The sequence below is a fragment of the Sphingobacterium spiritivorum genome (assembly GCF_016725325.1).
Classification (GTDB): domain Bacteria; phylum Bacteroidota; class Bacteroidia; order Sphingobacteriales; family Sphingobacteriaceae; genus Sphingobacterium.
On sequence record NZ_CP068083.1, the window covers coordinates 5,076,119 to 5,089,964 of the forward strand.

15 protein-coding genes are annotated in these 13,846 nt (G+C 39.4%); 9 read left to right on the plus strand and 6 right to left on the minus strand.

Annotated features, from left to right (window positions below):
- Nucleotides 1-29: 29 nt before the first annotated feature.
- The 4 genes from I6J02_RS21405 to I6J02_RS21420 form a co-directional block, all read right to left on the minus strand.
- Complete coding sequence (locus tag I6J02_RS21405; RefSeq protein ID WP_201679785.1) at nucleotides 30-1,892, minus strand: M1 family metallopeptidase; 1,863 nt, start codon at nucleotides 1,890-1,892, stop codon at nucleotides 30-32.
- Nucleotides 1,893-2,070: 178 nt separating this feature from the next.
- Entirely contained in the window at nucleotides 2,071-2,490 is a 420-nt protein-coding gene (locus I6J02_RS21410) for an SH3 domain-containing protein (protein WP_002994233.1), read from the minus strand.
- 21 nt (nucleotides 2,491-2,511) lie between these two features.
- Nucleotides 2,512-2,997 (minus strand): BON domain-containing protein, encoded by a 486-nt coding sequence (locus I6J02_RS21415; RefSeq protein ID WP_201679786.1) that lies wholly within the window; start codon nucleotides 2,995-2,997, stop codon nucleotides 2,512-2,514.
- 116 nt (nucleotides 2,998-3,113) lie between these two features.
- On the minus strand, nucleotides 3,114-3,572 hold the full coding sequence (locus I6J02_RS21420) for a hypothetical protein (RefSeq protein WP_201679787.1): 459 nt from the start codon (nucleotides 3,570-3,572) through the stop codon (nucleotides 3,114-3,116).
- Nucleotides 3,573-3,696: 124 nt separating this feature from the next.
- Between I6J02_RS21420 and I6J02_RS21425 the strand changes: the two genes are divergently transcribed.
- The 5 genes from I6J02_RS21425 to coaA all read left to right on the plus strand — a co-directional run bounded on the left by I6J02_RS21425 (nucleotide 3,697) and on the right by coaA (nucleotide 7,844).
- Nucleotides 3,697-4,752 (plus strand): patatin-like phospholipase family protein, encoded by a 1,056-nt coding sequence (locus I6J02_RS21425; RefSeq protein ID WP_201679788.1) that lies wholly within the window; start codon nucleotides 3,697-3,699, stop codon nucleotides 4,750-4,752.
- 31 nt (nucleotides 4,753-4,783) lie between these two features.
- The gene (locus I6J02_RS21430; protein ID WP_201679789.1) at nucleotides 4,784-6,016 is read left to right on the plus strand and encodes a nucleoside recognition domain-containing protein; all 1,233 of its coding nucleotides are present in this window, start codon (nucleotides 4,784-4,786) and stop codon (nucleotides 6,014-6,016) included.
- Between the two features lie 16 nt (nucleotides 6,017-6,032).
- Nucleotides 6,033-6,410, plus strand: coding sequence for a methylglyoxal synthase (locus I6J02_RS21435; protein ID WP_002994224.1), 378 nt, complete (start codon nucleotides 6,033-6,035; stop codon nucleotides 6,408-6,410).
- Between the two features lie 31 nt (nucleotides 6,411-6,441).
- A complete protein-coding gene (locus I6J02_RS21440; protein ID WP_201679790.1) occupies nucleotides 6,442-6,843 on the plus strand; it encodes an OsmC family protein in 402 nt (133 codons plus the stop codon).
- A gap of 65 nt (nucleotides 6,844-6,908) precedes the next feature.
- Entirely contained in the window at nucleotides 6,909-7,844 is a 936-nt protein-coding gene (gene coaA / locus I6J02_RS21445) for a type I pantothenate kinase (protein WP_201679791.1), read from the plus strand.
- On the opposite strand, the gene I6J02_RS21450 is transcribed toward coaA, so the two are convergent.
- On the minus strand, nucleotides 7,841-8,701 hold the full coding sequence (locus I6J02_RS21450) for a mechanosensitive ion channel family protein (protein ID WP_201679792.1): 861 nt from the start codon (nucleotides 8,699-8,701) through the stop codon (nucleotides 7,841-7,843). The two genes, coaA and I6J02_RS21450, sit on opposite strands and share 4 nt — an antisense overlap.
- Nucleotides 8,702-8,909: 208 nt before the next feature.
- On the opposite strand from I6J02_RS21450, the gene I6J02_RS21455 reads away from it, so the two are divergent.
- The 3 genes from I6J02_RS21455 to I6J02_RS21465 are packed head-to-tail and all read left to right on the plus strand — an operon-like array spanning nucleotide 8,910 to nucleotide 11,933.
- Nucleotides 8,910-9,563: an HAD family hydrolase gene (locus I6J02_RS21455; RefSeq protein WP_201679793.1), complete on the plus strand. Its 654-nt coding sequence runs from the start codon at nucleotides 8,910-8,912 to the stop codon at nucleotides 9,561-9,563.
- A 27-nt stretch (nucleotides 9,564-9,590) separates the two neighbouring features.
- Nucleotides 9,591-11,153: a serine hydrolase domain-containing protein gene (locus I6J02_RS21460; RefSeq protein ID WP_201679794.1), complete on the plus strand. Its 1,563-nt coding sequence runs from the start codon at nucleotides 9,591-9,593 to the stop codon at nucleotides 11,151-11,153.
- Nucleotides 11,154-11,168: 15 nt separating this feature from the next.
- Nucleotides 11,169-11,933: a methyltransferase domain-containing protein gene (locus I6J02_RS21465; RefSeq protein ID WP_201679795.1), complete on the plus strand. Its 765-nt coding sequence runs from the start codon at nucleotides 11,169-11,171 to the stop codon at nucleotides 11,931-11,933.
- 39 nt (nucleotides 11,934-11,972) lie between these two features.
- On the opposite strand, the gene I6J02_RS21470 is transcribed toward I6J02_RS21465, so the two are convergent.
- Nucleotides 11,973-12,233 carry a hypothetical protein gene (locus tag I6J02_RS21470; RefSeq protein WP_201679796.1) on the minus strand — a complete coding sequence of 87 codons (261 nt, stop codon included), beginning with the start codon at nucleotides 12,231-12,233 and terminating at the stop codon, nucleotides 11,973-11,975.
- A gap of 494 nt (nucleotides 12,234-12,727) precedes the next feature.
- Between I6J02_RS21470 and I6J02_RS21475 the strand changes: the two genes are divergently transcribed.
- Nucleotides 12,728-13,345 carry a hypothetical protein gene (locus I6J02_RS21475; RefSeq protein ID WP_201679797.1) on the plus strand — a complete coding sequence of 206 codons (618 nt, stop codon included), beginning with the start codon at nucleotides 12,728-12,730 and terminating at the stop codon, nucleotides 13,343-13,345.
- Nucleotides 13,346-13,846: the final 501 nt, after the last annotated feature.

Consider the following 13,846-nt stretch of genomic DNA (forward strand, 5'->3'; position numbering starts at 1 on the left):
GATCCTTTTTCACTTTAGAAAAATCCCTGTTAAAGTGCTTTTACATTATCTTTAGGAGTATAATCCATAAAAATACCACCATCCAGTTCCACTTTCTTCACCGTTTGTTTGACAGGAATACGCAGAGTTGTTTGTTTTGCATCTTTCTCCCACACCTGAGGAGTATAATGTGTTGTGGTAGATTTACCATCGGCAAAAGTAATATGTACATCAAACGGAACTGCGAATCCTCCGATATTGTCTACTGATACTTCTATATTGCCGGAAACAGGCTTCACGTTGTTAATTTTCAGATCAATATAATTATTGCTGAAAAACCAGTTTTGCCAAAACCAGTTCAGGTTTTTCCCTGATCCGGTATTCATAGAGTAGAAGTAATCCCAGGGAATCGGATGCTTACCATTCCAGTTATTCATATAATGATGTAATGCTTTTTTAAATAAAGCATCTCCCAGATAATCTTTAAGTGCAAGATAAGAAAGCGCTGATTTGATATAAGAGTTATTTCCATATCCGGTACCGCTTAGCTGAGAGCTCATGGAGATCAATGGTTGATCCTGCTCAGCAGAAGGATCCGAGATCCATCCTTTAACCCTGAAATCCTGAAACATTTTTTTCGTAGTAGCTTCACCGTTCTCGTCAAGTCCGATCAGGTATTCAAAAGCTGTAGCCCAGCCCTCATCCATAAAAGCATAGCGGGCTTCATTAGTACCCATATAAAACGGAAAATAGGTGTGCGCAATCTCATGATCCACCGTCTGACGCGCATCCAGCAGATTATCCGGTACACTCGAATCATTTATCATCATGGGATATTCCATATCCGCAAACCCTTGTACAGCGGTCATCGTCGTATACGGGTACTCTACCCCCGGCCAGTGTTTGGAAAACCAGTCAATACAATACTGCTCCCAACCCACATACTGCTCAAAATCTTTCGTTCCCGCTTTATAAGCCGCCTGTACACTTACCCGCTTAGAGGGCAGCTGTACACTTGAAGCATCCCAGACGTAATGGTTGCTCATTGCAAAACAAAAATCCGTAACCTTATCAGCCTTAAATTTCCATATGTTCCATTCTTTAGGTTGGGTAACATTTCCCGATTTCATTTCCTGTTCATTCGCGATATGCATACGTGTATCACTGTTTAATGACTGTTTGAATCGCTTTAAAAATTCAGGCATCAGTACCTCTTCCGGATTCAGAAATGTACCGGTCGCCCATACTACATAATTTTTGGGTGCAGCAATAGTAAACGTATAATCATTAAAGTCATTGTAAAACTCCTGCCTTCCATTATGCGCGAGCATATCCCATCCGTTATAATCGTCATACACTGCAATTCTCGGATATGAATAAGCCACATAAAATGTCTCCGGATCAATCTGCCCTTCCCTGTCACTCTGTACAGATAAAGGATATTCCCATGAAATCGTAAACGTCGCTTTTCCGTTAGGCAAGATAGCATCTTCAAAAGCACCCAAAGTTACAGTCCCCCAATCCTGAGCATCTACCTCATATTGATTGCCATTCATAGCAAAAGAATGAATTTTCAATCCCGAAGTCAGAAAATCAGTTTCAGCATAAGCGGCTCGTGGGGAATTAGGTTTGTGCACATTATTATCAAATCGAATCGCCACCTGTCTCAATGTATCCGGACTGTTATTGGTATATACGATAGTCTCCATACCACTGACCATCTTTGTATTCGCATCTACTTTCACCTGCACATCATATACACCCTTATTTTGCCAGTATGCCGGTCCGGGAGCTCCGGACAGACTGCGTGTACCACGCTCATAAGCCAGTTTAATATTTCGGGGAATATATAATTCCTGCGCAAATGCCGACAAAGCCAACATAAAACATAAAACACTCAGTAATTTTTTCATATCATCACGATTGGATAATCAAAAATAACTAAAGTTAACAGAATTGGAATGTCTATTTAACATTAGAGTAAAAAAGCTAAAGACACAGCTGATCTTGCTGGTGGGGACACCAGCAAAAGTATTAACAATAAAAAAGCCGGATCAATGATCCGGCTTTTTATATCCTATGTAGAAAAAGTTATACAGATTCCAGATACTGCGCATAGCAATACCCTTCCTCATTATCTTTTGTACGTACAAGCCACCACTGATCGTTTGCTTTGCTGATCAGCGTGATAATTTCCCCTTTTGCCGCCTTACCTACAATAGGCTGATCTGTTCCCGGGCCTTTACGAATATTCAGATTACTGTTTTCCGTAATTACACGCACTTCGCTCCCCGGTACTTCCGTAGCGACATCTACATTCATGACCACATCGCCGGTCAGAAAATTAGGGTCAATCTGCCCGTAGATATCCCAAAGTTTATTTTTCACTTCCGCTGTCGGAGCTGTTCCAGCTATACGAAGTACACCATCCTGTTCAGCGAATTGCAAATCATTTATTCCTGATGCCTGAGCAGTATCTAATAATGCTCTGTATTTATCCTGTAATGCCATATTAATGCTTCTTTAAAATGATTATTTGACCGATAATCCCGAAAGATCTACTTTTTTAGGATTCAGATTATCCAAAGCTTGTTTCAATGTTTTGATACGCGCCTGTTCAATTGTTCCTGTCACCTGGATAACTCCATCTTTCACGTTTGCCGATAAGGCAGGAAAGTCCTTCATTACATCTGCAACATTCTTAACTAAAGTATCATCTACAGGAGTAGGTAATACCGGCGCAGCCTCTACAATAATGTTATTGACAACAGATTTAACACCTTTTTCTGCCGATTTTGCAGCAGTTTCGAGACTAATCTTTTCTTGTTCAGTAGCCACTGTACCGGATAACGTGACAACTCCGTCTTTCACATCCACCAATACATCAGGATTACCACTTACAGCGGTTTCAACCTTCGTTTTCAGATCCGCATCCGAGATCTTGGATTTACATGAAATCATACTCATAGTCAAAAGTCCGGCCATGAATAAAACGGGAATAAATCTTTTTACATTCATAATTTTTTAATTTAACAGTTCTTATATTCAACCTTTACATCTTATTCAGGATTCATACTGAAAAGACTATCATACTAACAACTCTGATTTCAATTTGTTTGAATGGATGTAAGATCTTAATATATCCCTTTTATTACCTGCCGGATACCATTAAATTCAAAATCCTGATCCTTTTTCTTACCAATCAGTTGTTTACCTATTGGTGATTGAGCAGAAACAACTGCATATTTATTTCCATCGATAATAAGCTGCCCAAGACTCGTTGCCAGAAAATAGGTAAATCTGTCGGTGACCACCAGAGCACCCAATTTTCCAACATCAGTTCCCTCCTGCTCGATCTTATTAATAATATCCAGTTCACGTATCACTTCCGTCCGTTGCTGTTGCAATCTGTTGATATCCTGCTGGATCATCTCACGTGAAGTTTCGTACTTATCCCCTGCACTGCTCTTGGTGTCATCATTAGCAGATTCCTGCGCCTGTACCAGTGCTGTATCAATTTCCAGCAATCGTCTGTCAGTAGTCTCTTTAATGTGCTTAACAAGCTTTTCTTTTAGTTGTACCGGATCTTTCATACCCGAAACTAAGATATATTTCCGAAATACCAAGCACACTTTTAAGATAGCTATTTTGTGACGTTAGTAATACATTCATTTTCAACAAAATTTAATATTTTTACTCAAACACTTTCAGATATTAATGAAAAGAATACTTTCCATAGATGGTGGTGGAATCCGTGGTATTATCCCCGGTCTTCTGCTGGTCAATCTTGAAGATAAACTTAAAATAGCCACCAATGATCCGAATATCCATATCTCGGATTTTTTCGATTTTTTTGCCGGGACCAGTACAGGAGGTATTCTCACAGCATTGTTATTATGTCCGAGTGAGGATAATCCCAATCGCCCCCGCTTCTCTACCCGTGAAGCGCTTAATATTTATCTGGATCATGGACCTCAGATTTTCTCCACCACACGCTGGAGAAGATTTTTAAGTAAATTCGGTGTCCTGAGTGAACTTTATGATGAATCTATATTCGAAAGTGTGCTCATGGATTACTTTGGAGATACCAAACTGAGCCAGCTCATCAAACCCTGTATTATCACAGCGTATAATATTGAGTTGCGGAAAAATCATTTCTTCAGACAACAAAAAGCCATAAGCCATGGTGAATCGAGAGATTTTTACCTGCGGGATGTGTGTCGTGCCACTGCAGCAGCACCTACTTACTTTTCAGTAGCTGAAATATTTTCGCTGGCTAATATCCGTTACCCACTTTTGGATGGTGGCGTATTCGCTCAAAACCCTTCCATTTCGGCCTTACTTGAAGTATTAAAAAACTTCAATACATTCAAGATAACGGACATATCTATTCTGTCACTGGGAACAGGTGTAGCGAGAAATGCGTACAATTATGAAGATTTTAAGAAAAAATGGGCTATTTCGATTGGTCCTGCTCTTGTCGACATTATGACCAGCAGCTCATCGGAGAGCACAGATTATTTCCTTCGGCAGCTTTTCAGATCTGTACAACGTACCGAAAACTACATCCGGATAGAACCAAACAACTTACTGTCGGTAGAATCTTCACTGGATGCAGCAACAAAAAGCAATATCCAGAAATTAGAATCACTTGCCGACCGTATGATCAGTGAGAATGAAGCCCTCATAGACGACATCGTAGTTGATCTTATTGCTGACCGGAAATCCAGAAATCGCAAATCTGCCTGGAACTTTTTGAAGAATAAGGACTAAAACACTACTTTTACGCTATCAAATAAACAATATGGCCTTAAACTACGTATGGATAGCCTTCTTTATCATTGCATTTATTGTTGCGCTATGCAGATTACTCTTCCTCGGTGATACCGAAATATTCTCTCAGGTTATCAACGGTATGTTTGACAGTGCCAAGACCGGAGCTGAAATTTCACTGGGTCTTGTAGGCATGATGACTTTTTGGCTGGGTATTATGAAGGTAGGTGAAAAGGCTGGTATGATAAGCTTATTTGCAAAAGGCGTAAATCCGTTCTTTAGCAAACTATTTCCCGGAGTACCTAAAAACCATCCGGCAAACGGTTCTATCATTATGAATTTCTCCGCCAATATGTTGGGACTGGACAATGCAGCCACTCCTGTAGGACTGAAAGCTATGAAAGAACTGCAGGAACTTAATCCGCAGAAAGATACAGCGACCAATGCACAGATTATGTTTCTGGTGCTTAATACTGCCGGAATTGCTCTGATACCGACTTCTGTAATAGCCCTTCGCCTGGCTAACGGAGCAGCCAATCCGGCCGATATCTTTATCCCCTCTTTGATAGGTACCTTTATTTCTTTTATTGCAGGGATGATCTCCGTTGCTTTCTTTCAGAAGATCAATCTCTTTAAACTTCCGATACTGATCTTTCTGGGTATTTTTGCAGGTTTGATGGCCGCTCTTTATTTTGGCCTCAACGGTCTTCCGCCCGAGCAGATCGAAAAGATCACCGGTCTTATCGGAGGTTTACTCATTTTTTCTATTATTGTACTGTTCATCGCTTACGGAGCTGCAAAAAAGATAAATGTATATGATGCCTTTATAGATGGTGCGAAAGAAGGTTTTCAAACTTCCGTCATGATTATTCCTTTTTTGATTGCCATACTGGTGGCTATATCTGCATTCCGCACGACAGGCTGTATGGATTACATTGTCAACGGAATTGGTTCTGCTTTTGCTGCCATGGGCTTTGATACCCGGTTTGTACCCGCATTACCTGTCGGTCTGATGAAAACACTGAGTGGTGGCGGAGCCAGAGGACTCATGGTTGATGTCATGACCACATATGGTGCAGATTCATTTCAGGGAAGATTAGCCAGTGTTATACAAGGTTCGTCAGAGACTACATTTTATGTACTGGCGGTGTATTTTGGATCTGTCGGCATCAAAAACACACGTCACGCATTGACCTGCGGTCTGATTGCAGATGCGGTAGGATTGATAGCAGCAATTATAATAGCATATATTTTCTTTGGTTAACTTTTAAAAAGTAGAGATGAAAAAAACAATAGCCCTGATTGCTCACGATGGAAAAAAAGCCGAAATGGTAGCCTTTGTCAAAGACCATATTGAATCCCTGAGACACGCACATCTTGTTGCAACAGGCACTACAGGCTCCTATGTACAGCAGACTGGATTGCCGGTAGAACTCAAACTAAGCGGCCCTAAAGGAGGTGACGCACAGATTGCAGCAATGGCAGCAGAAGGTTTGGTCAATGGTATTATATTTTTCAGAGACCCGCTGGGTAAACATCCCCACGAACCGGATATACAGATGCTGATGCGTATATGCGACCTCTACAATGTACCTTTAGCAACCAACCCTGCCACCGGTGCACTTATTATTGAAGGTTTGCTGGAAGATAAAGATTAATATTTTCAAAGATACAGACGTTACATTCCCCATGAACAGAGAGATTACCGTTACAATAGAACAGGAAAAATACAAGACAACAATTACAGACAATGTAAATACGCTAATTGTAGATGAGCCGGCAGAAGTGGGCGGACAGGATAAAGGCCTGGCACCTACACAACTTTTACTGTCATCCTTAGGCTCCTGTAAAGCGATTACAGTCCGGATGTATGCAGATCAGAAAAAATGGGAGCTGAATAAAGTAATCATCCGTCTTTCTTCAGAAGTCAAGAGAAGTGTCCAGCAGCAAACCACCTATATCAAGTGTCATATTTCATTTGAAGGGAATCTCGATGACGATCAGAAAAAAAGATTAGCAATTATTGCAGACAGATGTCCTGTGCACAAAATATTATCCAATCCGATTGTGATCGACTCCAATATGCTTTAATTATTTTACATTAATATTTTAAAGAACATTTTATATTTGCACCTCACAAGTATCGATATATACTGATGTCAAATCCAAATTCAGTCAATAGTCCTTTTCAACAGCTCTCCCGTGAAGAATGGAAACAGCTTAACGGCCACTTTTCACACAGCATCTCAGATAGCGATATTCAACATTTACGTGCGTTGAATGAGCCATTGACAATGGAAGAAATTGAAGAAGTATATTTTCCGTTAGCGCATCTGCTTGACATACACATTCAACATTCCAAAATATTACATCACGATACAAACAGTTTTTTTCAGGCTAATAATAAGAAGCTACCCTTTATTATCGGTATAGCAGGCTCAGTCGCTGTAGGAAAGAGCACCACAGCTCGTGTGCTGCAAAAAGTACTTTCGCTGCTACCCGGAAAACCTAAAGTAGATCTGGTTACAACAGACGGATTTCTGTATCCCAACAAGATACTACAGGAAAGAGGGATTATGAACAGAAAAGGATTTCCGGAAAGTTATGATACTAAAGGTCTGTTAACGTTTCTTTCGGATATGAAGTCCGGAGAATCCAATATAAAAGTTCCGGTATACTCCCATCTTGCCTACGATGTTCTTGCCGAAAAGATTGTCATCGACGGACCTGACATCCTGATTGTAGAAGGAATCAACGTGCTTCAGGTCAATTCACAGCGCACAGGAGTCTTTGTCTCGGACTTTTTTGATTATTCCATATACGTAGATGCCAAGGAAAAAGATATTATGGAATGGTATATTGATCGGTTTGAATCACTTAGAGCCACAGCCTTTCAGGATCCCAAATCATTTTTCCACAGATATGCCAGCATGGATCAGGGAGAAAGCACCCAAATGGCCACTGATATCTGGAACGAAATCAACAGACCCAACCTGATAGAAAACATCCTCCCTACGCGCAACCGCGCAGATCTGATCCTTGAAAAAGGAAATCACCACTTCGTCAGAAAAGTAAAAATCAGAAAAATTTAATGTTCACGTTGCTGCTTTAAGATAAGCGTTAATACTTCATTTTCCAATTGACGGTGCAATTTATTGGTGCTGTTTAACGCATTAAATTCAATTTTATATTGCACATAATCTTTGCCTATATTCACAACTTTGAGCGCAACATCATCTGTCCAGTGTACATCCGGATGATGCATTAGTAATTTCTTTAACTTATCTTCCAGCTCCTCCATATTTGCAGCAGCATATAAGGGAAGCTCAAATTTGACAGATAGTTTATTAGACTGATTGACAGACTTATTAACGATTTTCTCTGTAAAAGCAGCGTTATTCGGAATCAGCACAATATCATCTTCATCGTTCTTGACCACAATATTAGCCAACGTAATATCCACGATTTTGCCATGATACTCCCCTACTTTAATCCGGTCTCCGATCGAAAACTGATCTGAAAACATAAGAATAAGACCGCTGATCATATTGGTAATATACTCTCTGAATGTGACAGCTATCGCCATCGCAACGATGGTCATACTTGTCACAAATCCCACAGGATTGATACCGAAAGCAAGCATCAGTGCAATAATGGCAAAAATGGAATTTAATACTGCGGTCACCCTGTTAATACCCAGCACAAAATTACCGCGCACACTCTGGCGTTCGGTTCTGCGCGTATATAAGGCGATCATCACGAAGCGACCTACTGAAAATAAAACACTTGCGGTCAGAAAAGTATTCAATGCATATGCAATCTGAGAAAGATAGGCACTCCTGTTGTACACATCCTGAAGAAGAGGAAAAGATAAGATCAATGCCAGCCATACGACAACTTTTACAATAAAAACAATAGGCCATTTACCTTTTTTAGAATAATCCTGCATAGTTTATGTTTACTTCAGCCGCTAAACTAATCAATTTTGCTCCTTTCTTCAACATCATCCTCCAATAAGATTATCAATTTTTGTCAGGGTGATAATTAACTTAATGCAGGACTGCAATTCTAATAAAACAATTAGGTGATAATTCCATTATTAAAATTTAACCGATCTGTGTATCATATATTCACACTTTTATGTTATATTGACATATATGAAACAATACCGCAATTTGCTTTTCGACCTGGATGGTACACTGACAGATCCTTTTGAAGGCATTACCAAATCAATTGCATATGCCCTTGAACACTTTGATATTGAGACAACGGATCTGAACACTTTGAAGCCTCTCATTGGTCCTCCCCTCAAGCAATCTTTAATAGAAATATATCATTTTGACGAGCAGAAGGCGAATGAAGGTGTCGCTAAATACAGAGAAAGGTTTGCAGACAAAGGTATTTTTGAAAATATCCTGTTTGAAGGTATACCCGAACTTTTGGCATCAGCCCGTTCGAAAGGACACAAACTTTACCTGGCGACTTCCAAACCTACAGTATTTGCTGTACAGATACTCCATCATTTTAATTTAGATCAATATTTCGAATTTGTTGGAGGTAGCGAACTGGATGATTCCCGGCCAACCAAAACCCATGTTATTGAATATGTACTAGAGGAAAACAAGATTCAGGACCTGTCAGAAACATTAATGATCGGAGACCGAAAGCATGATATCATCGGTGCTAAAAACACAGGTCTGGACTCTGTAGGGGTCTTATATGGTTTTGGGGATCAGGAAGAGCTGAGTCATGCGGGAGCAACCTATATCGCAGAAGATATTCCTGCTCTTAAAAACATGCTTCAATTATAATATACCACCGGAATAAAGTACAGACATATGTATAAGATACCCCCTGGAAACCTGAAAAGAATATATCTGGCCGTTATTTTTGGCCTTTGCAGCTTCCACTTCACTTATGGACAACAAATCGAAGAAAGCAAAGTAGATGAACTGGTAGAGCATGTCAGGAAAACATTCCATGTACCCGGTATAGCTGTAGGTATCGTTAAAGACGGAAAAGTCATCCTCAAGAAAGGGTACGGTGTATCCAGTATCAACACCGGACAAGCTGTCGATCCGCTGACCAACTTTGGGATCGCATCCAATTCCAAGGCTTTCACAGCTACTGCGTTGGCTATGCTTGTCGACCAGGGAAAAATCAAATGGGATGATCGTGTCCGCACTTATATACCTGAATTTAAACTGTACAACGATTATGTGTCCGATAATTTCACAATCCGCGACTTACTGACTCACAGAAGCGGACTCGGTCTGGGCGCAGGAGATCTGATGATATGGCCGGACGGAAACGATTTTACACCGGAAGATATTATCCGGAATATGCAATACCTGAAGCCAGTGTCTGATTTCCGGACCAAATACGATTACGACAATTTATTGTACGTGATAGCTGGAGTAGTCATTGAAAAAGTTTCAGGACTCTCATGGGCATCGTTTATACAGGAACGCATAATGACACCTCTGCAGATGAATCACTCCGCACCAAACTGGCATTTGTTAAGAAGCAAAGATAATTCCATTGATCCGCACGTGCCCATAGACGGAAAACTTCAGGTCATTAAAAGATACAGCGGCACGACCGTAGATGCTGCCGGAGGTATCTATTCCAATATAGAGGATCTTACTAAATGGGTGCTTTTTCAGTTAAATAAAGGCGATGCTGAAGGTAAACAGCTAATTCGTAAAGAACAGCTTGCTGAGCTCAGTACTCCGCAAACCCTTATGCCAGTAGCCACAACCCCTCCTTACAATTCACTGTTCCGGGCCTATGGATTAGGATTCAGACTTACAGATGTAGCCGGCAAACTCGAAGTATCGCATACCGGCGGACTGGAGGGTATAGTCACTCAAATTGTCATGCTTCCGCAGTTGCAGCTCGGAATAATAGTACTCACCAATCAACAGGAAGGAGCTGCCTTCATGTCCATATCCAATACTATCAAAGATTTCTATCTGGGATTGCCACATAAAGACTGGGTCGCCACTTTTCAATCCAGCATAGCAGCAAGTACATCTTCAGCAGACAAAATAACAGAAGAGGTCAGGCAAACCATAGAAAAAAACAAAAATTCCAATCCTTATGAAAACATGTTGACCGGTAAATTTGTTGATAACTGGCTGGGGGAAGTCAATATTTACAAAGAAAACGGTAAACTTATATTCGCCTCCAAACGTTCACCACAATTAACAGGTGAGCTTTTCTTCTATAAAGAGAATAAATATGTCGTCAGGTGGAACAACAGATACTTCCATGCAGATGCCTTTTTACTTCTGGATATAAACCAGGAAAAGTTGCAGGGATTTAAAATGAATGCTATTTCCCCGCTTACAGACTTTAGTTACGACTTCCATGACCTTGCATTCAAAAAAATAGACTAACATAAATTAAAAGCTATGCGTTGGAATCCAGAACAATACATTATATTCAAAAAAGAACGTTTCGCTCCATTCTATGATCTGATAACTCCTATTGAAAAGAAAAAAGGTATACAGGCCATAGATCTGGGATGTGGAACCGGCGAACTTACCCGCAAACTATCCGATTATCTGGAAGACGCTTTCGTCACCGGTATCGATGCTTCACCCGAAATGCTGACGCAGACATCTCCTTTTGCAAACGACAAAACCATATTTCTGCAGAGAGATATTCAGGAGCAACTGGATAGAGATGAAAAATGGGATCTGATCTTCTCAAATGCAGTGTTACAGTGGATTCCCGATCATGAATCCTTATTTCCGGCCATTATAAGACATATTAATCCGGGGGGACAATTAGCCATACAAATTCCGGCACAGAATGACAACATTCTGAATATACTGATTCTGGAGTTGGCACAGGAAGAGCCTTACGCAAAAGCGCTGAATTATTGGAAAAAAGAATCCCCTGTTCTCCGTATAGATGATTATGCTCAGTTACTTTTTGAGAGTGGAAGTAAAAAACAAGAAGTCATGCAGAAGGTATATCCTATAATTGCACAATCTCCGGATGATCTGTACCAGTTTATTGCAGGATCTACATTAATTCCGTATCTGGAAAGAATAGACCCGGAAATAAAAGAAGATTTTATAAGAGCTTACAAAGAAAAGATTGCATTGCACGCAAAAAAATACCCTGCGCTTTATTCATTCAAACGCAATATATTATATGCAGCTTATTAAGTTAAGCCTTTACATTAAAAGCAACGACCGGAATTAGAATTAGTCTAGTTGAATGACACCTGAAACCTGCTCCTCATCATACTTCATCATTGCCTCATCGATGAGCAACATCAATTTGGTTTTGGAGAGTTTCTCACTCGCACGATCAAAATGCCTGACAACATAACTCTGTACATTTTCGACCTTGATAGGAAAATAAATAGGAGTCTGATCGGAAGTGGTATGATCCGAAACTAATAAATTAAAACCTTTGGCTTTTAATTCACTCAAAATCTGGTAACTTACACGTTTGAAAATCATAGATAATTTTATTAAAGAGTGAAAGCGTATATTGATAAAAACGAAATAACGTATTTATTGTTTTGTAATTATAAAGCGCAGTTTAAATTTTCATTAATTTACAACAGTTTACTTTATAACTATTAAAATCACTAAATACCGGAACGGATATATCAAAGATAAGGACTTATTCCGCTAAAACACAATGATTTCTGAACCTAAACAATGAATCTTATAAAATAAGTTTACACTGCGCAGTGAAAACAGGTATATTTTTTGCATACAACACAAAAATCAGGGGTATTTCAGCAAATTCCCTCACAGCTTTTTTTACTTTTTGAAGACATTAATACATTTTTATGACTAATACTTTGTACAATTTCGCTGCAGTAACCCTGTTTATCTTAAGCGTTAGCTTTACTTCTTGTCAAAATAACAGTAAGAGCTATAGTCTGTCCTTACAGGATTCTTCGGAAAGAAGCTCTGCTCTAAGCTTACCCCTCAGTTACCGAAATATGGAAACAGAAGGGTTCATTATCGGAGAACAGATCGCTTTACTAGATGACAGCTTACAAGCGACGGATACCCTTAGTGCAGAAGGTAAGCTTGTAAAAATATCGGGTATCAGTGAACATCTCTACCCGTTTACAGCAAATGACACCAGCATATGCAATAAATATGCTTATGTAAGAATACAGATACAGGACGAACAGGCCATAATCAATGGAAAATATATTTATTCTGCCACCTCTGAGGAAGCACCTAAAGAAATTCAGATAGAAAAAGATAAATACAGCTTTGTACGTCTTGAAAATTATAATGCCCTATCAGATACATCCGCAAACTGCGACCTGCATACGCCGCTATTGTTTTCAAACTCCGGAGATAATTACAAAGGATTACTAAGACTGATAAATAACGACATCTATCAATCTGAATATCCTTATTTAGAATTAATGGCGAATGCTATTGCACATGATGTAATCACAGAAATCAATACCAAAGAAGATCAACTCATCCTGAACATTCGCCGTACAGGAAAACAGTCATTGGCCAACATGGTAATTGTTATCAAAAAAGATGCATTGAACGGGTATAGTGCAGAAGTGAAAAGCATAGAAAATATAAGATAAAAATACCTGACTCCGCAATACTTCTTTGAAGTACAAAATCTGCAATCAATTTCTAATTCAGGAATTTCAATTTTCGGGTGATCTGTTCATCTCTCGACGATGCCTCCGGATAAAACAAACCTATCTTCATGAACACCTGCAGAAATACTTCAACGTATTTAAAATTTATTCATAAATACCTGGAATAAAAATTATAAAATATTTATAATGAGAAGTTTAAATATTTTTACATCAACAATAAAAATACAATAACTAAACTTATTATCTTACGTTCTATACCACCAAATGATATTTGACATTCCCAATCAAATGATTAATCAGTAAGGAGATTGGAACACAGGAATCCTCCCCTTTCATAAGAGGGCTTTTGGCATAAAAATGAAAGCCTGTAAACCTAAAATTTAACACCCTGAAAGCTTCTCAAAATAGGTATTTTTTTCGTATCTTCGCCTGCGTATGTTATTAGTTTAACTACGATAATGCATTAGTTTTATCGAACCC